Annotated in this window: 14 protein-coding genes and 1 other RNA gene; 3 read left to right on the forward strand and 12 right to left on the reverse strand. The window is 69.8% G+C overall.

Going from position 1 to position 18,012, the window contains the following annotated elements; genetic code table 11:
* The first annotated feature begins 1 nt into the window (after position 1).
* From smc to B3Z70_RS15040, 3 genes are all read left to right on the forward strand, one after another.
* Positions 2-3,439 (forward strand): chromosome segregation protein SMC, encoded by a 3,438-nt coding sequence (gene smc, locus B3Z70_RS15030; protein WP_292045820.1) that lies wholly within the window; start codon positions 2-4, stop codon positions 3,437-3,439.
* Positions 3,436-3,852 (forward strand): surface-adhesin E family protein, encoded by a 417-nt coding sequence (locus B3Z70_RS15035; RefSeq protein ID WP_292024562.1) that lies wholly within the window; start codon positions 3,436-3,438, stop codon positions 3,850-3,852. Before smc ends, B3Z70_RS15035 begins: the two co-directional genes overlap by 4 nt.
* Positions 3,853-3,923: 71 nt before the next feature.
* Positions 3,924-4,310, forward strand: a complete 387-nt coding sequence (locus tag B3Z70_RS15040) for an endonuclease domain-containing protein (RefSeq protein ID WP_292024561.1) — start codon at positions 3,924-3,926, stop codon at positions 4,308-4,310.
* Here B3Z70_RS15040 and B3Z70_RS15045 read toward each other — a convergent pair.
* The 12 genes from B3Z70_RS15045 to rnpB all read right to left on the reverse strand — a co-directional run bounded on the left by B3Z70_RS15045 (position 4,231) and on the right by rnpB (position 17,958).
* Complete coding sequence (locus B3Z70_RS15045; protein WP_292024560.1) at positions 4,231-5,406, reverse strand: mechanosensitive ion channel family protein; 1,176 nt, start codon at positions 5,404-5,406, stop codon at positions 4,231-4,233. The two genes, B3Z70_RS15040 and B3Z70_RS15045, sit on opposite strands and share 80 nt — an antisense overlap.
* 189 nt (positions 5,407-5,595) lie before the next feature.
* On the reverse strand, positions 5,596-6,684 hold the full coding sequence (gene murG, locus B3Z70_RS15050) for an undecaprenyldiphospho-muramoylpentapeptide beta-N-acetylglucosaminyltransferase (RefSeq protein WP_292024564.1): 1,089 nt from the start codon (positions 6,682-6,684) through the stop codon (positions 5,596-5,598).
* A 174-nt stretch (positions 6,685-6,858) separates the two neighbouring features.
* Positions 6,859-8,034, reverse strand: a complete 1,176-nt coding sequence (locus tag B3Z70_RS15055) for a peptidoglycan glycosyltransferase FtsW (protein ID WP_292024559.1) — start codon at positions 8,032-8,034, stop codon at positions 6,859-6,861.
* A complete protein-coding gene (murD, locus tag B3Z70_RS15060) occupies positions 8,031-9,524 on the reverse strand; it encodes a UDP-N-acetylmuramoyl-L-alanine--D-glutamate ligase (RefSeq protein WP_292024558.1) in 1,494 nt (497 codons plus the stop codon). The genes B3Z70_RS15055 and murD overlap by 4 nt, the downstream gene beginning before the upstream one ends.
* A gap of 4 nt (positions 9,525-9,528) precedes the next feature.
* Positions 9,529-10,638: a phospho-N-acetylmuramoyl-pentapeptide-transferase gene (gene mraY / locus B3Z70_RS15065; RefSeq protein ID WP_292024557.1), complete on the reverse strand. Its 1,110-nt coding sequence runs from the start codon at positions 10,636-10,638 to the stop codon at positions 9,529-9,531.
* A gap of 9 nt (positions 10,639-10,647) precedes the next feature.
* Positions 10,648-12,066, reverse strand: coding sequence for a UDP-N-acetylmuramoyl-tripeptide--D-alanyl-D-alanine ligase (locus B3Z70_RS15070; RefSeq protein WP_292024556.1), 1,419 nt, complete (start codon positions 12,064-12,066; stop codon positions 10,648-10,650).
* A complete protein-coding gene (locus B3Z70_RS15075) occupies positions 12,059-13,516 on the reverse strand; it encodes a UDP-N-acetylmuramoyl-L-alanyl-D-glutamate--2,6-diaminopimelate ligase (RefSeq protein WP_292024555.1) in 1,458 nt (485 codons plus the stop codon). The genes B3Z70_RS15070 and B3Z70_RS15075 overlap by 8 nt, the downstream gene beginning before the upstream one ends.
* Entirely contained in the window at positions 13,513-15,297 is a 1,785-nt protein-coding gene (locus B3Z70_RS15080; protein WP_292024554.1) for a peptidoglycan D,D-transpeptidase FtsI family protein, read from the reverse strand. Before B3Z70_RS15080 ends, B3Z70_RS15075 begins: the two co-directional genes overlap by 4 nt.
* Entirely contained in the window at positions 15,294-15,743 is a 450-nt protein-coding gene (ftsL, locus tag B3Z70_RS15085) for a cell division protein FtsL (protein WP_292045821.1), read from the reverse strand. Before ftsL ends, B3Z70_RS15080 begins: the two co-directional genes overlap by 4 nt.
* Positions 15,740-16,705, reverse strand: coding sequence for a 16S rRNA (cytosine(1402)-N(4))-methyltransferase RsmH (gene rsmH, locus B3Z70_RS15090; RefSeq protein ID WP_292022212.1), 966 nt, complete (start codon positions 16,703-16,705; stop codon positions 15,740-15,742). Before rsmH ends, ftsL begins: the two co-directional genes overlap by 4 nt.
* Entirely contained in the window at positions 16,702-17,178 is a 477-nt protein-coding gene (locus tag B3Z70_RS15095; RefSeq protein WP_292022210.1) for a division/cell wall cluster transcriptional repressor MraZ, read from the reverse strand. Before B3Z70_RS15095 ends, rsmH begins: the two co-directional genes overlap by 4 nt.
* A 402-nt stretch (positions 17,179-17,580) precedes the next feature.
* Positions 17,581-17,958, reverse strand: an RNA gene (gene rnpB, locus B3Z70_RS15100) — RNase P RNA component class A.
* Between the last annotated feature and the right edge of the window lie 54 nt (positions 17,959-18,012).

Consider the following 18,012-nt stretch of genomic DNA (forward strand, 5'->3'; position numbering starts at 1 on the left):
GATGCAGTTCCAGCGGCTCCGGCTGGTCGGCTTCAAGTCCTTCGTCGATGCGGCGGAGGTCCAGATCGAATCCGGCCTGACCGGCGTGGTCGGGCCGAACGGCTGCGGCAAGTCCAACGTCCTTGAAAGCCTGCGCTGGGTCATGGGGGCGAACTCGGCCAAGGCCATGCGCGGCCAGGGCATGGACGACGTCATCTTCGCCGGCGCCGCAGGCCGTCCCCCGCGCAGCCATGCCGAAGTCAGCCTGACCATCGACAATGCGCAACGCCGCGCGCCTCAGCCCTTCACCGACAGTCCCATTCTGGAGGTGTCGCGCCGCATCGACCGGGGCCAGGGCTCGACCTATCGGATCAACGGCAAGGAGGTGCGCGCCCGCGACGTCCAGCTTCTGTTCGCCGACGCCTCGACCGGCGCCAACTCCCCCGCCCTGGTGCGTCAGGGCCAGATCAGCGAACTGATCGCCGCCAAGCCGCAGAACCGCCGCCGCATTCTGGAAGAGGCGGGCGGGGTCGCCGGTCTGCACACCCGCAGGCATGAGGCCGAACTGCGCCTGAAAGCCGCCGAGACCAACCTCGAACGCCTCGACGACATCGGCCGCGAACTGGAAACCGCGCTGAACCGCCTGAAGCGCGAGGCCCGTCAGGCCGAGAAGTACAAGAAGATCAGCGCCGAGATCCGCGCCCTTCAGGCCGCGCTGCTGTTCGTCCGCTGGAACGACGCCCGGCTGGCGGCCGAGTCGGCGGCCGCAGAACTGCGCGCGGCGGATGCCCATGTGGCTGAAACGACGACCGCCGCCGCCGCCGCCCAGACCGCCGCCCTGGCCGCACAGGAAGCCCTGAAGCCCGCGCGGGAAGAGGACGCCGTCGCCTCGGCCCTGCTGCACCGCGCCAGTCTGGAGCGCGACCGGCTGGACATAGCCGAACAGGCCGCCCGCGCCGAGGTGGACCGGCTGAAGGCCGAGGCCGCCCGCATCGCCGCCGACGCCGCGCGCGAAGACGCAATGGCCGCCGACGCCAACCGCGAACTGGACCGGCTGAACCACGAACTGACCCGGCTGAAGGCCGAGATCGCCGCCGCCCCGGAACGCGGCCCCGAACTGGACAAGGCGCTGCTGGCGGCGGAAGACGCCCGAAAGGCCGCCGACGCCGAGGTGGAACGTCTGGCCGGCACGCTCGCCGCCGTCGAGGCCCGCGCCAACGCCGAGACGGCCCGTAAACGCGACGCCGAGGCCCGCCTGTCGCGCGTCACCGGCCAGCACGATCAGGCCAGGCGCGAACGCGAGGCCCTGGGTCCGCTGGAGACGCCCGAACTGGAGACGGCGCGTCAGGCGCTGGAGACGGCGCAGGCCGACCTCGCCGCCGCCCGCGAAGCCGTCGAGGCCGCCGAGGCCAAACGCGGCGAACTGGCGCGCGCCGAACAGGAGGCCCGCACCGCCGCCCGCGCGGCCGAGGACCGGCTGGGCCGTCTGCAGACCGAGGCGCGGGGCCTGGCCCAACTGCTGGCGTCGGGCAAGCGCGACCACCCGCCCGCCCTGGACAGGGTGCGCGCCGACAAGGGCTATGAGGCCGCTCTGGCCGCCGCTCTGGGCGACGATCTGGACGCCGCGCTTGACGCCCGCGCCGCCGCCTACTGGGGCGGGGCCGACGCGCCTGCCCCGTCCTGGCCCACGGGCGTCACGCCCCTGTCGGCCCATGTGCAGGCGCCCGATCAACTGACCGCCCGCCTGGCCCTGTGCGGTGTCGTAACCCAGGCTGAGGCCGCGAAACTGGCTGAGACCCTGCCGCCCGGCGCGCGTCTGGTGACGACCGATGGCGACCTCTACCGCTGGGACGGCTTCGTCAGTCGCGCCGAGGCGCCCCGTCCCGCCGCCGTGCGTCTGGCCCAGCGCACGCGGCTGGCCGAACTGGAGGCCGACATCGACAAGGGCAAGCCCGCGCTGGAGCAGGCGCAGGCGGCCCAGAAGTCAGCAACCCACGCCTTCCGCGCCGCTGAGGAAGAGGTGAAGACCGCCCGCCTCAAGCCCTTCGCCGCCGACAAGGCCGTGACCGCCGCCCGCGACCGGGTCGAAACACTGGCCCGCGATCAGGCGCGGCGCGAGGCCCGCGCGCAGGCCCTAGACGACACCGTGACCCGGCTGGCCGCCGAGGTCGCGGAGGCCCAGACCGCTCTGGACGCCGCCCAGACCACAGACGCCCCGTCCGAAACCCTGGCCGATCTGCGGAACGAACTGGCGGCAGCCCGCGCCGCCGCCGACACGGCCCGCACCGCCGCCCAGACCGCCCGCTCAGACCGCGACGCCGAGGCCCGCGACCGTCAGGGCCGCGAACAGAGGCTGGGCGGGCTGACCCGCGCCCGCGACGGCTGGGTCAGCCGGTCAAAGGACAGCGCCGCCCGCGTCTCCGCCCTGGCGAAGGACGCCGACAAGACCGCCGCCCTGCTGAAACAGGCCGAGGTCGCGCCCCAGGGCTTCGCCGAACAGCGGGGCAAGCTGCTGGATACGCTGACCGCCGCCGAACAGCGCAGGCAGGCGGCGTCCGACGCCATGGCCCTGGCCGATGCGGCGGCGGGCGACGCCGACCGCGCCAGCCGCGCCGCAGACGCCGCCGCCGCGCAGGCCCGCGAGGCCCGCGCCGGTCTGGCCGCCCGCGCCGAGGCCGCCGCCGAGAAGCTGACCGAGGCCGAGACCACCCTGCGCGAGACGGCGCAGATGTCGCCGCAGGAACTGGGCCAGAAGCTGACCGACGACGCCATCGCCCGCCCGCCTGACGCGGCGGGCGCCGAGAGCCTGCTGTTCGGGCTGGAGCGCGAGCGCGAGACCCTGGGCGCCGTCAATCTGCGCGCCGAGGACGAGGCGGTCGAATATGGCGAGCGGCTGAACAGCATGAAGTCCGAACGCATCGACCTGACCCAGGCGATCGCCAAGCTGCGCGACGGCATCGACGAGCTGAACGCCGAGGGGCGCGAGCGGCTGGTCGCGGCCTTCGACGTCATCAACACCAACTTCAAGACCCTGTTCGAGGCCCTGTTCGGCGGCGGTCAGGCCGAGCTGAAACTGGTCGAGAGCGACGACCCGCTGGAGGCGGGGCTTGAGATCTACGCCTGCCCGCCGGGCAAGCGGCTGTCGGTCATGTCGCTGATGAGCGGGGGCGAACAGGCCCTGACGGCGGCGGCCCTGATCTTCGGCGTCTTCCTGGCCAACCCGGCGCCGGTCTGCGTGCTGGACGAGGTGGACGCCCCGCTGGACGACGCCAATGTCGACCGCTTCTGCCGAATGCTGCACGAGATGCGGAGCCGCACCGACACCCGCTTCATCGTCATCACCCACAACCCCGTCACCATGAGCCGAATGGACCGCCTGTACGGCGTCACCATGCCCGAACGCGGCATGAGCCAGCTGGTCAGCGTGGACCTGCATCAAGCCGAGACCCTGGTCGCATGATCGCCCTGATGCTGGCCCTTCTGGCCGATCCCGTCCTCGCCCCTGTCGGCGTCGGCCGTTTCGCCATCTACGCCGATGTGAACTCCATCGAGCGCAACGGCGACATCGCCCATATGCGCGAACTTCAGGTCGCCGAGACCGGCTTCAAGGTCGGCGACGTCGTCTATGTCGGCGGCTGGTCGCGCTGGGCGTTCGATTGCCGCGCGATGAGGGCGGACCGGCTGGACTTCGCCTCGCTGCGCGCCGACGGGACCGAAGGCCCCGCCACGCCCGACGCCGCCCCCGCCTATCCCGCCGCTCCCGGCGGCGACGCCGCCGAACTGCTGGCCGTGGCCTGCGCGACGCAAACGCCCGCCGAGACCCTGACGCCGGACGAGGCGATCAGGCGAGGACAGACGGCTCTGGCGGACTGACCTCTTGCCATCTCCCTCCCCTTCAGGGGAGGGTGGTCGAGCGCAGCGAGACCGGGTGGGGGCGGCCCAGAATGGCGAAGATCGCGAAGGCCAGGGCGATGCGAAAAGCCATGAGCCCGCCGGAAGCGCGGCTTTGGCTGGCGCTGCGCGACCTACGAAAGCAAGGCTTTCACTTCCGCCGTCAGCATCCTCTCCTGGGTTACTATCTCGACTTCGTTTGCCTGGGACGCGGCCTGGCGGTGGAGGTCGACGGCGGTTCGCACGAGGGTCGCGGCGACTGGGACGCCCGCCGTGACGCCGCACTGGCGCATCATGGGGTGAAGACCCTGCGCATAGCGGCCGCCGATGTTCGTGATCGGCTGCCGGATGTCATGGAGTTCATTCTTCGCGAACTGATGGCGGCCGCCCCCACCCGACCGCTTCGCGGCCACCCTCCCCGAGACGGGGAGGGAGACTAGAGGGTTCGCCCTGCGGCCACTCGATACGGTCGCGCGGAAGGGCCTCGCGGCATTCGTCGCGCATGAAGGCCATCAGCTTCTCGCGGATTTCGCAGCGCAGGTCGAACGCCACCCCGGCGGAGCGGGCGCTGGCCAGGCAGCGAACCTGGAGCACGCGCTCGGTGATGTCGGTGACCTGCATCACCTGCACGTCGCCGTCCCAGTGCTGGGACGCCTTGACGATGCCCTCGAAGGCGGTGCGCAGCCGGTCGATCGGCGCCTCGTAGTCAACGTAGAATAAGGCCACCCCTATCAGGCGGGCGTTCTCGCGCGTCCAGTTCTGGAAGGGCGTGGTGATGAAGTACGACAGGGGCAGCACCATCCGGCGCCAGTCCCACAGCTTGACCACCACATAGGTGGCGGTGATCTCCTCCACATTGCCCCATTCCTTCTCGACGATGACCGCGTCGTCTAGGCGGATGGGCTGTGTCAGGGCGATCTGGATGCCGGCGACCATATTGGTCAGGATGGGCTGGAGCGCCAGGCCGGCGATGATGCCGACGACCCCGGCCGAGGCCAGCAGGCTGACGCCCCACTGGCGGAAGCCCGCGATGGTCATCAGGGCCAGACCCACCGTGACGATGAACAGGATCACCTTGGCCACCCGTTGCAGGATGCGGGTCTGGGTCAGGTGCTTCCTGGCCAGCAGATTGTCCTCGACGGCGATGTTGTAGCGCCTCAGGTGCATGACGGACCACATGTCCAGCACCCCCGACGCGAGCCAGCCCAGCGTCAGGATGAACAGGAACAGCAGCACCGACCGGATGTCCGCCGAAGGCGCCGGGTCCATCGGCGAGACGGTCACACCCAACCCCACGCCCATGATGATGATCAGCACCCGCAGCTTGATCCGCGCCCGCTCGACAACTCCTCGCCAGAAGACGTCCTTCTTCCTGACCATGCGGCGCAGGATGGCGAAGGCGATCTTGTGCGTGACCCAGCCGCCGCCCACGAAGACCAGCAGGACCAGGCCGGTGACCGCCCATTCGGGCAGCCAGTCGAACCGATGCCACAGGGCGCGGACTTGGCGGGTCAGGGCGATGATTTCGGGGGGCATGGGGAACTAACGCGCCACAAGCTGAACGGTTGTGAAAGTCTCCTCCCCGCTAGGCGGGGAGGTGGCGCGGCGCCTCTTCGGCGCCGTGACGGAGGGGCTGCCGCCGCATTGCAGGCGCCTGTGGGACTTCAAGACCCCCTCCACCGCTTCGCGGTCCCCCTCCCCATTTCATGGGGAGCAGAGGAGATTTCACCGCCCCGCCGTCGCCTCGGTCAGGTCAGCCAGGCGCTGGGCGGCGTCTGGGATGGCGACGCTGCGGGCGGCGGCGGACATGGCCGACAGGCGCTGCGGGTCGGACAGGACGCCGGTCAGGGTCGAGGACAGGCGTTCGACGGTCAGGTCGTCTTCCAGGATGACCTCGGCCGCGCCGGCGTCGGTCAGGGCCTTGGCGTTCAGGCGCTGGTGGTCGTCGGTGGCGATCTTCAGAGGGATCAGGACGGACGGCAGGGCGGCGACGGCCAGTTCGGCGCAGGTCGAGGCGCCGGAGCGGCCCACGACCAGATGGGCCTTGGCCAGCCGTTCGGCCATGTCGCGGAAGAAGGGGGCGACCTCGGCCTCTATCCCCGCCTCCAGATAGATCTGGCGTGCGGCATCCAGCGTCTCGGGGCGTGACTGCTGCTGCACCTTCAGGCGACGACGCAGAGGTTCCGGCAGGGCGGCCAGGGCGCGGGGGGTCGTCTCCGACAGGATGCGCGCGCCCTGACTGCCGCCCGTCACCAGCACATGGATCGGGCCGTCATCGGCGGGGACGATGTAGGGACGGTCGAACAGGGCGCGGATTTCGGCGCGCACCGGCGAGCCGACGACGTGCGAGCGGCCCTGTATCTTGGCCGGCGCCCGCTCCAGCGTCGGGAAGGACGAGGCGACCTGGCCGACATAGGGGGCCAGGATGCGATTGGTGCGGCCCAGGACCGCGTTCTGCTCATGGATGACGGTCGGGCGCTGCGACGTCACCGCCGCCACTAGCGCAGGCGCCGACGGATAGCCGCCAAAGCCCACCACCACGTCTGCGCCCAGCCGGTCGAAGGCGTCGCGCGCCTGGATCACGCCCTTGAAGATGGCCAGGCCGGCCTTGACCAGACCCAGCGGGCCCGAGCCTGTGGCGGCGTCCAGGGCCAGCCGTTCCTCGGCCGGAAAGGCGTGGGCGTATTGCTCGCCCCGATGATCGGTCGCCAGCACCACGCGCCAGCCGCGCGCCGCCATCTCGCGCGCCAGGGCCTCGGCCGGGAACATATGGCCGCCGGTGCCGCCGGCGGCGACGACGCAGAGCTTGGACATGGGGTCTCCGTTCATGGGATCGCTTCCGACCCTGTCTCGCATTTACTCTTTTTCGTCATCCCAGGCCTCGTGCCTGGGATCCATGCGCCCGGTGTCGGCAGTCGTGCGTTCACGGTGAAGCTCGAGTTTATGGACTCTAGGCACAAGGCCTAGAGTGACGGTGTTTTTGGTTTCCTACAGCAACCGCCGGCCCATGGTCAGGCTGGCGCCCGGTTCGTAGGCGCCGGGGCGGCGGCGCGTCAGGGCCAGGGCGAAGCCCATGGTCAGGCCCATCGCCAGCATGGACGAACCGCCGTAGCTGATGAACGGCAGGGTCATGCCCTTGGTCGGAATCAGGTTCAGGTTCACCGCCACATTGATGCAGGCCTGAAGCCCGATCAGCATGAACAGGCCCGCCGCCGCCGTCTGTTCGAACGGATCGGTCAGTTTCATGGCCCGGCGCATCCCGCGCACGACGATGAAGGCGTAAAGGCCGATCATGATCAGGCTGAGGACCAGGCCGAACTCCTCGGCGCCGACGGAATAGATGAAGTCGGTGTGCAGGTCGGGCACGTGCCGCTTCATCACCCCCTCGCCCACCCCGCGGCCCAGCAGGCCGCCGGCGCGAATGGCCTCGGACGCGCTGTCGATCTGGTGGGTGTCGGTGGTCTCGGGCGAGAAGAAGCGGCTGAGACGGTCGCGCATATGGCCGAAGACGAAATAAAGCGACACCAGTCCCGCCATGCCCGCGCTGGCCAGGACCGCCATCCATTTGAACGGCACCCCGGCCATGAAGAAGACGGCCATGAAGGTGGTGGTGATCAGCAGGGTCTGGCCGATATCCGGTTGGATCAGCAGCAGACACACGGTCAGGGCGTAGAATCCAAACGCGATGGTCACGCCGGGCACCCCCTGCCCCTTCTGCGCCTCGGCGAACATCCAGGCGGCGAAGACGATCAGGCCGGGCTTGGCGAACTCGGACGGCTGAAGACTGAACGGCCCCAGGTTCACCCAGCGCGCGGCGCCCTTCACCGTGTCGCCGATGAACGGCAGGGCGGCCATGACGACGATGGCGCCGAACAGGGCCAGAACCGCGATCCGACGCACCCCGCGCGGCGACATCAGCGAGGTGGTCAGCATGACCGTCAGGCCGACGCCGGCGAAGATCATCATCCGCCAGGAATAGTGGAAGGGGTCGGTGATCGATTCATCGGCCAGGATGGCGGCCGGGCTGGAGGCGAAGCTGAGCGAGACGCCCAGCGCCATCAGGGCCAGGGCCGCGCCCAGAAGGCCGCGATCCACGGTCCAGAACCAGCGCGCGATCAGGCTCTGATCGTTGCGGGAGAAGGCGGGGGTGTAATGGGCGCTCATGCGGCGCTCTCCGGGGCGGAGGTCAGGTTCAGAACGGCGGCTCGGAAGGCCTCGCCCCGCGCCTCGAAATCGGCGAACTGGTCGAAACTGGCGCAGGCGGGCGACAGGAGGACGATCTGTTCGCCCCCGGCGGCTGCGGCGTCGGCGGCGGCGTCGGCGACGGCGGCGTCCAGGGTCTGGGCGATGACGTGGGGCGTGTCACCCAGGGTTTCGGCGAAGGCGGGCGCCGCCTGGCCGATCAGATAGGCCTTGCTTATGCGCGGGAAGAGGTCGGCCAGGGCGTCGATGCCGCCCGCCTTGGGCACGCCGCCCGCGATCCAGAAGACGGACGGATAGGAGGTCAGGGCCTGACGCGCGGCGTCGGCGTTGGTGGCCTTGGAGTCGTTGACGAAGCGCACGGCACCGACCTGAGCCACCGTCTCCATCCGGTGGGCGAGGCCGGGGAAGGTCAGCAGGCCCTTGACGGCAGCGGCGTGGGAAACGCCCAGCGCGCGGGCGGCGGCATAGGCGAAGGCGGCGTTCTGAGCGTTGTGGCGACCGGGTAAGGAACGGGCGGGGGTCAAATCCGCGAGGTTCCGGCCCTCGGCCCGGATCGCGCTCGGCACAGCCTCGATACCGCTCATCCCCGCGAAGGCGGGGACCCAGTTCTGTGGGCGTTCCGGCGTGTCTGTGGAAGACCGCTCGTGATCCCCGGCGCCCTGCCCCTGCGAAAGGACTGGGTCCCCGCTTTCGCGGGGATGAGCGGAGGAAGAAATCGTGATGACGCGGGAATTCAGGCCGGATGCAATCCCCCGCCCCCAATCCTCGTCCACGCCGATCAAGGCCACCGCGTCGGGCGCCTGGGCCGCGAAGATCCGCGCCTTGGTCGCGACATAGCCCTCCATGCCGCCGTGGCGGTCCAGGTGGTCGGGGCTGATGTTGGTCAGGATGGCGACATCGGGGGCGAAGGTCGTGGTCAGGTCCAGCTGGTAGCTGGAGACCTCGATCACATAGACGGCGTCCGGCGTCGGCTCCGGCAGGGCCAGGACGCCGATGCCGATATTGCCGCCGACGTGGACCGTCATGCCGGCGGACTTCAGCACCCAGCCGATCAGGGCCGTGGTGGTGGACTTGCCGTTGGTGCCGGTTATGGCGACGACGCGGGGTCGCTGGTCGGAGGGCCGGGCGGCCAGGGCGCGGGAGATCAGTTCGACGTCGCCGATGACCGGAACCCCGGCCTCGCGCGCCCGGTCCACGGTCCAGTGCGGCTTGGGGTGGGTCAGGGGGGCGCCCGGCGACAGGACCAGGGCGGCGAAGCCCGACCAGTCGGCCGTGGTCAGGTCTTGGACCTGGAAGCCTTCCGCCTCGGCCTGCATCCGGCCCGAGACGCCGTCGTCCCACAGTATGGGGATCGCGCCCCCGGCCTGGAGCGCGCGTGCGGCCGTGATCCCCGACCGTCCCAGGCCGAAGACCGCGACCCGCCTGCCCTCGAAACCGGGAACCAGGATCATCGGATCAACGCAGTTTCAGCGTGGACAGGCCGATCAGGGCCAGGGCGCCGGCGATGATCCAGAAGCGGATGACCACGGTGGATTCCGGCCAGCCCATCTTCTCGAAATGGTGATGGACCGGCGCCATCAGGAAGATGCGCTTCTTGGTCAGCTTGTAATAGCCGACCTGGATCATGACCGAGGCGGCTTCGGCGACGAACAGGCCGCCGACGATGCCCAGGACCAGTTCGTGCTTGGTCATGACGGCGATGGCGCCCAGCGCCCCGCCTAAGGCCAGCGAGCCGGTGTCGCCCATGAAGATCTTGGCCGGAGGGGCGTTGTACCACAGGAAGCCCGCGCCCCCGCCGATCATGGCGGCGCAGAAGATGGCCAGTTCGCCGGCGCCTGGGACGTGGTGGATCTGCAGATACTGGGCGAAGACGAAGTTGCCGGCCAGATACGAGATCACCCCGAAGGCGCCCGCCGCCATCATCACCGGCACGGTGGCCAGGCCGTCCAGACCGTCGGTCAGGTTCACGGCGTTGGAGAAGCCGACGATGGTGAAGGCGGCGAAGGCCACATAGAACCAGCCGATATTCAGCAGCACCGCCTTGAAGAAGGGGAAGGCGATGGACGTCTCAAGCCCCGGCGAGGTGGGCGAGACGGTCATCCACAGCACGGTCAGGACGCCGGCGACCACGGCGACGACCGTCTGGGCCAGCAGCTTCTGCTTGGACGTCAGGCCGGCCGAGGTCTGTTTGGTCACCTTGGCGTAGTCGTCGATGAAGCCCAGCACGCCGAAGGCGGCGGTGACCAGGCTGACGATCCAGATGTAGGGATTGGTCAGGTCGCCCCACAGCAGCACCGACACGCCGATACCGGCCAGGATCATCAGCCCGCCCATGGTGGGGGTGCCGACCTTGGACAGGTGGCTGACGGGGCCGTCGTCGCGGATCGGCTGGCCCCGGCCCTGTTTGGCGCGAATCCAGTTGATGAAGCGGCTGCCCATGGCGACGGCGACGATCATGGCCGTGGCCAGGGCCAGAGCCATCCGCACCGTCTGATACTGGACCAGATTCAGCAGTGGATACTGGTGCGCGATGTCGGCGTAATAGAGGTAGAGCAGGTAAAACATGGGTGTCCCCTATCGCGTCGCGGGCGCCGTGTCGCGGCCTTGCAGATCCGCCAGCGCCTGGGCGACCAGCGAGGCCCGTGAGCCGTTCGACCCCTTGACCATGACGACATCGCCGGGAGCGACCAGAATGGCGGCCTCGGCGGCCAGTTCGGCGGCGGTCTCGCGCCACAGGCCGCGACGCGACACCGGCAGGGCATCGTAAAGCCAGCGCATCTGCGGCCCGGCGGCGTGAACCAGATCCAGGCCCGCCGCGTCGATGGGACCGGCCAGGCCCTCGTGCAGGCTGCGGCTCTGGTCGCCCAGCTCCAGCATGTCGGTCAGGACCACAATGCGGCGGCCCGATACGGGGAGGGCGCCCAGGCTCTTGAACCCGGCGGTCATCGACAGGGGATTGGCGTTGTAGCTTTCGTCGATCAGGGTGAAGGCGCCGTCGACCAGGGCGACCTGGCGCGTCTGGCCCCGCCCGGCCAGGGGCTGAAAGTCCGCCAGGGCCTGAAGACCCGTCTCCAGCGACACGTCCAGCGCGTCCAGCATGGCCAGGACGCAAAGACTGTTCAGGCCCCAGTGGGCGCCCGACTGGGCCAGGCGATATTGCAGCGGCCGTCCGAACAGTTCGGCGGTGACGGTCGCGCCCTGCGCATCCGGGCGAAAGTCGATCAGGCGGGCGTCGCAACCCGCCTGGGTTCCGAAGACGACGAGGCGGGCATGCACCGCGCGGGCGGCCTCGGCCAGGACACCGGCGAAGGCGACATCGCCATTGGCTACCGCGGTTCCGCCGGGAACCAGGCCCTGGAAGATGGCCGCCTTCTCGCGCGCCACTCCGGCCTCGCCATCGGCGAAGGCCTCGATATGGACTGGGCCGACGGTGGTGACGCAGGCGGCGTGGGGGGCGACGAAGCGCGACAGGGGCGCGATCTCGCCCGGCGCGTTCATGCCGATCTCGAAGACCGCGCGCTGGGTCTGGGCCGGCATCCGGGCCAGGGTCAGCGGAACGCCGATATGGTTGTTGTAGCTCTTGATCGAGCCGTGGGCGGGGCCGGCGAGGTCGAGGCCAGCCTTGATCGCCTGGGTCACGCTGGTCTTGCCGACGCTGCCGGTGACGGCGCCGCGCTTCACCTGGGGCGCGCGTTCGCGGGCGGCGACGCCCAGCGCTTCCAGGCCGTGCAGCGTGTCGGGAACGACGATGCAGGGCCCGCCCTCGACCGGATGTTCGACCAGGGCGGCGGCGGCCCCGGCGGCGAAGGCGTCGCCTGCGAACTCATGCCCGTCGCGGGCGCCCTTCAGCGCCAGGAACAGGTCGCCGGGCGCAATCTCGCGGCTGTTGTAGGTGACGCCGGTGATCTGGCGGTCGTCGCCATGCAGCAGGCCGCCCGTGGCGGCGGCGACTTCGGCGGCCGTCCAGAGCGGGCGGGCGATGGTATCAGGCATAAAGGGACAGGGCCTCGGACGCGACGGTAGCGTCGTCGAAGGGGTGGGTCACGCCCGCGACGATCTGCCCCTGTTCATGCCCTTTTCCGGCGATGACCACCACATCCCCGTCACGCATCATTTCGACGGCGGCCGCGATGGCGGCGCGGCGGTCGCCGATCTCCAGCGCATCGGGGCAGCCGGCGCGCACCTCGGCGCGGATGGCGGCGGGGTCTTCGGAACGGGGATTGTCGTCGGTGACGATGGCGACGTCGGCCAGGCGCCCGGCGATGGCGCCCATCAGCGGCCGCTTGCCGCGATCCCGGTCGCCGCCCGCGCCGAACACCGCGATCAGACGGCCGGTCGCATGGGGGCGCAGGGCGTTCAGCACCGTCTCCAGCCCGTCGGGCGTGTGGGCGTAGTCGACATAGACCTCGCCGCGCCCGGTCTCGGCGCCGATGCGCTGCAGCCGCCCTTGCGCGCCCGTCAGCCCCTCCAGCGCGCCGATCACGGCGTCGGGGGCGTCGCCCGCCGCGATGCACAGGCCCGCCGCCACCAGGGCGTTGGAAGCCTGGAAGGCGCCGGCCAGGGGCAGCAGGATGTCGCGGACCTGGCCCCGCACGTCCAGGGTCAGGCGCTGCCCCTCGGGCGTCGCCCGGCGCCCGATCAGCGTCAGATCGCGGCCCCGCTCGCCCACCGCCATCACGCCCAGCCCTGCCATGATCGAGGCCGAGGCGAAGGCGGAATAGGCGTCGGAATCGGCGTTCAGGACGGCGGTGCGGCCGCGCGGCAGCAGGGTCTCGAACAGCCGCATCTTGGCGGCGCGATAGTCCTGCATCGTGCCGTGATAGTCGAGGTGATCCTGGGTCAGGTTGGTGAAGGCGGCGGCCTTCAAAGCGACCCCGTCCAGCCGGCGCTGATCGATGCCGTGGGACGAGGCCTCCAGCGCGACGTGGGTCACGTCCTTACGGGCCAGTTCGGCCATCAGGCGGGCGGCCTCGGCGGCGTCGGGGCTGGTCAGACCGGGGCCGGTCAGGGCGTAGGTCTTGTCGCCCTTCTGACCCACGACGCCCAGGGTGCCCATGCTGGCGGACTTATGCCCGACGCCGGCCCACAGCTGGCGGCAGAAGGCGGCGACCGAGGTCTTGCCGTTGGTGCCGGTCACGGCCACGCAGGTCTTGGGCTGGGCGCCGTAGAAGCCGCGCGCGGCGATGGCGTAGGCGCGACGCACGTCGCCGGACGTGACCAGGACCGGGGCTGCGGTTTCGGGCGTGTCGGCGGGGGCCAGAACGGCGGCGGCGCCCTGGGCCAAAGCTTGCGGGATGAAGGCGCGGCCGTCGGCGGCCGATCCCGGCAGGGCGACGAACAGGGCGCCGGGCGCGACCTTGCGGCTGTCGGCGGTGACGCCGGTGATGACGGGATCGGAGGCCACGTCGCGGCGCACCAGGTCGGACAGGTGAAGCGCGCTCACAGCCCGTCCCCCGCAACGTCCTGATATTCTGGCACCTTCTCGCCCATGGCGGTGCGCCAGCGGTCCTCGCGCCGTTCCACGCCCAGGAAGCCGGCGATGCGGTCGGCGATGTTCTTGACGGCCGGCGCGGCGACATAGGCGCCGGTCTTAGGATAGGTCCCCGGCTCGTCCATCACGATCAGTATGGCGTATCGTTTGCCGTTCAGCGGGCCGTCGACGGGGAAGACCGCCGCGAAGGAGCCGAGCGCGTGGCTGGGGTCGTAACGGCCGCCGACCAGCTTGTTGGCAGAGCCGGTCTTGCCGCCCACGCGCAGGCCGGGCGCATCGGCGAAGCCGCCCGAACCCTTGACCACATTGCGGCGCATCAGGTCCAGAATGGTGCGCGAGGTCTCCTCGGTGACGACCTGCTGGGGCTGGACGCCGCGCGCCCCGCCCTTGCGCAGGCTCAAGGGGATCATCCGCCCGCCGTTGGTCAGGGCGCCCATGGCCTGGATCATCTGGGCCGGGGTGATCATGATGCCATAGCCGAACGACAGCGACGCCAGGGTCGAGTTGTCCCAGCGACGCGGCACGACGGGCTTGGCCGATTCCTTCAGCTCGATCCTGGCGGCGTCCAGCAGGCCCAGCCGCTGGAAATAGCTGCGCATCACGTCCGGCCCCATCTGCACCGCCAGTTGCGAGGTGCCGATGTTGGAGGAGTGCAGATAGACTTCTTCCAGCGTCATCACCCGGTTCTGGGCGTGGAAGTCCTTGATCTTGCGGTCGCCGATCTGGAAGGCCTGGGAGGCGTCGAACAGGGTGTTCATGTCGGCCCGGCCGGTGTCCAGGCCGGCGGCGACGGTGAAGGTCTTGAACACCGAGCCCATTTCGTAGTGACCCGAGACGGCGCGGTTCAGCGTCGCCCCATCGGGCGCCGCGCCGCGATTGGCCGAGTTGAAGGTCGGCCAGGAGGCCATGCCCAGCACCTCGCCGGTCTGAACATCGGTGACGATGCCCACCGCGCCCTTGGCCTGGGCCTTGATCGCGGCGGCGGCCAGTTCGTTTTCCAGCACCCCCTGAACGCGCAGGTCGATGGACAGGGGGAATGCTTCGCCCCGTTGGCCCGCCGCGCGGATTTCGTCGTTGAAGGCCAGTTCGGCGCCGGACACGCCCCGCCCGCCCGTGTCGGCGTCGCCGATCAGGTGGACGGCCGAGGTTCCCAGCGGATAGGCGCGGCGATCCTCGGGCTCGAAGGTGACGCCGCCCAGGGCCAGGTCGTGGACGGCGGCCTTTTCCTGAGGCGTCAGGCCGGTCAGGGCGATCAGGCGGCGATCGCCGGCCAGAACCCGCTTCAGCCGGTCGCTGGAGATGCGCGGCAGGGCGCGGCGCAGCTGGCGATAGGCCAGGTCGCGATCCCATATCTCGGCCGGGTCGATATAGAGGCCGTAGTGGACGATGTTGGTGGCCAGCAGCTCGCCGTTGCGATCCGTCAGATCGCCGCGCACCAGGGCGTCGGGATTGACGCCGGCGCCGCGTCCGCCGCCGGGAGCCAGCAGCGCCTTGTAGGACGCGCCCAGCGCCAGTCCGGCGAAGACGCACGAAAAGACGATCAGGATCAGGAAGATGCGGACGCGCGTGTCCTCTTCCGGCCGGGCGTCGGCGCGGGCGCGTTCGAACCCATGCTCCAGCCGCCAGACCAGTTCGGACAGCCAGCGCCAGAACGGCGACAGGCGGCCCTGCAGCCGCTCCTGGAAATCGCCGCCCGGCGCGGGGCGGTGATAGCGATGGTCCTGCACGCTCATTGCGGCGTCTCATGAGCGGGCGCGGGCGCGGCGTCGTCGGCGATTGCGGGGGCGGCCGGCGTCGCAGCGGGGGCGGCGGCAGGTTTGGCGGCGGAGGCGGCCGGCTTCAGGGCGGTCAGTTGACCCTCCCCCGCCTGGCGGTGGACGTCGACCGGGGCCATGCCGATCTGGCGCGACAGGGCCTCCAGCCGGGCGGGCTGCTCCAGACGGGCGACCTCGGCGCGCAGCAGGCGGACGCGCTGGCCGTTCTCGCGGATGTCCTGCTCCAGCTGGGCGATGCGGCTGCTTTCGCGCGCGGCGGCGGCCTTGGCGGCATAGACGGACACGATCATGATCGCGACTAGGGCCACACCGATGATCTCGACCCAGCGCACGCCGCGCACCTTCCAGTCGAACAGACGCTGAAGGGCCGAGCGGGAATAGGTGAAGAAGGGCGCCGTGGTCATGCCGCCTTCCCGGAAATCTTGCCCCAGGCCGGGGCGTCGGTGCGGACGGCGGCCCGCAGCTTGGCCGAGCGGGCGCGAGGATTGATCGAACGCTCTTCGTCGCCCGCCTCGCGCGCACCCTTGAACTGAAGCGTGAAGCTGGGCTTGCGCGGATCGACGGCGATGGGCGCGTGGCGCGAACCGGCGGGGGCGTTGCCCGTCCGCTCGGTCAGGAAGGCCTTGACGATGCGGTCTTCCAGCGAATGGAAGGTGACGACGGCCAGACGCCCGCCGGGCGCCAGGGTCGCCTCAGCCGCTTCCAGCCCGCGCTCCAGCTCGCCCAGTTCGTCGTTCACAGCGATGCGCAAGGCCTGGAACACGCGGGTCGCCGGATGGATGGGCGCGCCGCGACGGCCGCCCAGGGCCTTTTCGACGACCTCGGCCAGATCCAAGGTGCGGGTGAAGGGCTGTTCGACACGGCGGCGCAGGATGGCGGTGGCGACGCGGCCGGATTGACGCTCCTCGCCATACAGTTTGAAGATGTGGGCCAGCGGCCCGTGGTCCCAGGTGTTGACGATGTCGGCCGCGGTCGCCCCATCATCGGACATGCGCATGTCCAGCGGCCCGTCGCGCATGAAGGAAAAGCCGCGCTCGGCCTGATCCAGCTGCATCGAGGAGACGCCGATGTCGAAGACGGCGCCGTCCAGCTTCGCCTTGCCGCTGTCGGCGAAGGCCTGGGTCAGACCCGAGAAGGGGGTGCGGATCACTTGGAATTGGCCGGGGAAGTCGCTGGCGACGGCGTCGGCGTGCGGCTGGACCGTCGGGTCGCGATCCAAGGCGATGACCTGGGCGCCGGACTTCAGGATGGCGCGGGTGTAGCCGCCGGCGCCGAAGGTGGCGTCGATCATCACATCGCCGGGCGCAGGCGCCAGGGCCTCGATCACCTCGGCCAACAATACTGGGGCGTGGGGCGCTTCGGTCACGATCCGCCTCCCGCCAGCTTCATCTGGGCCTGCAACTTCAGGGCGCCGATCTGGGCCATCCCCGCCTTGGCCAGGGCGCGCTGTTCGGCGCGGCGTGCCGCCCATTTCTCGCGCGACCAGATCTGGAAGCGGTCGTTCAGACCGACGATGACGACAGTGTCGTCCAGGCCCGCCTCGGCGCAGAGGCTTTCCGGCAGGGTGATCCGACCGCCGGAATCATAGGCCAGGCGCACCTGCTCGCCCATCACCTGCCACTCCAGCGCCGAACGCTCCTCGGAGCCGAACGGCAGGGCCTCGATCATTTCAGCATAGACGGCGAACAGGCGGTCGCCGCCCGCTTCCAGGCAGTCGGCCTCGATGGAGGGGAAGATGAAGACGCCGCCGGCCGCGCCGTTTTCGACCGTGCGGAAATCGTTGGGGATCAGGAGACGGCGTTTGCCGTCCAGCTGCTTCTCGTAGGTCGAGAGAAACACGCCCTGCCCAATCGGACCCTTCGGCCCGTCCCTAGATGCCTGACGAACGCCCGCCGCGCCCGCCTTTCAGCCCCAAATCATGATCTTGGGATAGCATGGGACGAAATGGGTCTCAATGGGATCGAGACCAAGATTTAACCATGTTTTGACGTGTGGCGAGCCGAACACGCCTATAGACATGGAACATACACAGAACAACCGAAGTATTCACAGCCTGTGAAGCGTTCTAACCTTCGTTGCGCAGACAAGAGGTTAACGGCCGCGGGACTGGGCTCAGGCTGCCAGAACGCTGAAATGCGGGGATAATCCGAACACGGACCACGGCGGCGCATAGGGGGTGCGCCCCCAACACCGCGCCAACGGGCCTGAAACAGGGCCAAGGCCGATAGACCCAAGTAAAAATATGCCAGACGGCCTGTAAGCCGGGTTTTGTTCCGCTCCGGAGAACGGCGACGATCATTCCTCTGGACCGACCATTGCTGATCGGTTCTCGCGACCTACCCGGACATCTGAGGCGGTGAACCCCGCGAGCGAGCCCGCGCGATGTCCCTATTTGGTCTTGCTCCAGGCGGGGCTTGCCATGCCGTCCCTGTTGCCAGGCACGCGGTGGGCTCTTACCCCACCCTTTCACCCTTACCGGCCTCGCGAGGCCGGAGGTTTGCTTTCTGTGGCGCTATCCCTCGGGTCGCCCCGGGCGGAAGTTATCCGCCGCCTTTTCACCGTGGAGCCCGGACTTTCCTCGACGGACGCAAAGTCCGCCGCGACCGCCCAGCCGTCTGGCGCGCGCTAGATGCGCCGCCGCGCCGCCCAGGTCAACCGACGGATGCGGCGGCG

The organism is Brevundimonas sp. UBA6550 (genome assembly GCF_002434505.1).
In the GTDB taxonomy this organism is placed as follows: domain Bacteria; phylum Pseudomonadota; class Alphaproteobacteria; order Caulobacterales; family Caulobacteraceae; genus Brevundimonas.

Excerpts from the sequence above, each read along its gene's own strand:
- smc (WP_292045820.1), top strand. The coding sequence starts at position 2 with ATGCAGTTCCAGCGGCTCCGGCTGGTCGGCTTCAAGTCCTTCGTCGAT.
- B3Z70_RS15035 (WP_292024562.1), top strand. The coding sequence starts at position 3,436 with ATGATCGCCCTGATGCTGGCCCTTCTGGCCGATCCCGTCCTCGCCCCT.
- B3Z70_RS15040 (WP_292024561.1), top strand. The coding sequence starts at position 3,924 with ATGGCGAAGATCGCGAAGGCCAGGGCGATGCGAAAAGCCATGAGCCCG.
- B3Z70_RS15045 (WP_292024560.1), bottom strand. The coding sequence starts at position 5,406 with ATGCCCCCCGAAATCATCGCCCTGACCCGCCAAGTCCGCGCCCTGTGG.
- murG (WP_292024564.1), bottom strand. The coding sequence starts at position 6,684 with ATGTCCAAGCTCTGCGTCGTCGCCGCCGGCGGCACCGGCGGCCATATG.
- B3Z70_RS15055 (WP_292024559.1), bottom strand. The coding sequence starts at position 8,034 with ATGAGCGCCCATTACACCCCCGCCTTCTCCCGCAACGATCAGAGCCTG.
- murD (WP_292024558.1), bottom strand. The coding sequence starts at position 9,524 with ATGATCCTGGTTCCCGGTTTCGAGGGCAGGCGGGTCGCGGTCTTCGGC.
- mraY (WP_292024557.1), bottom strand. The coding sequence starts at position 10,638 with ATGTTTTACCTGCTCTACCTCTATTACGCCGACATCGCGCACCAGTAT.
- B3Z70_RS15070 (WP_292024556.1), bottom strand. The coding sequence starts at position 12,066 with ATGCCTGATACCATCGCCCGCCCGCTCTGGACGGCCGCCGAAGTCGCC.
- B3Z70_RS15080 (WP_292024554.1), bottom strand. The coding sequence starts at position 15,297 with ATGAGCGTGCAGGACCATCGCTATCACCGCCCCGCGCCGGGCGGCGAT.
- ftsL (WP_292045821.1), bottom strand. The coding sequence starts at position 15,743 with ATGACCACGGCGCCCTTCTTCACCTATTCCCGCTCGGCCCTTCAGCGT.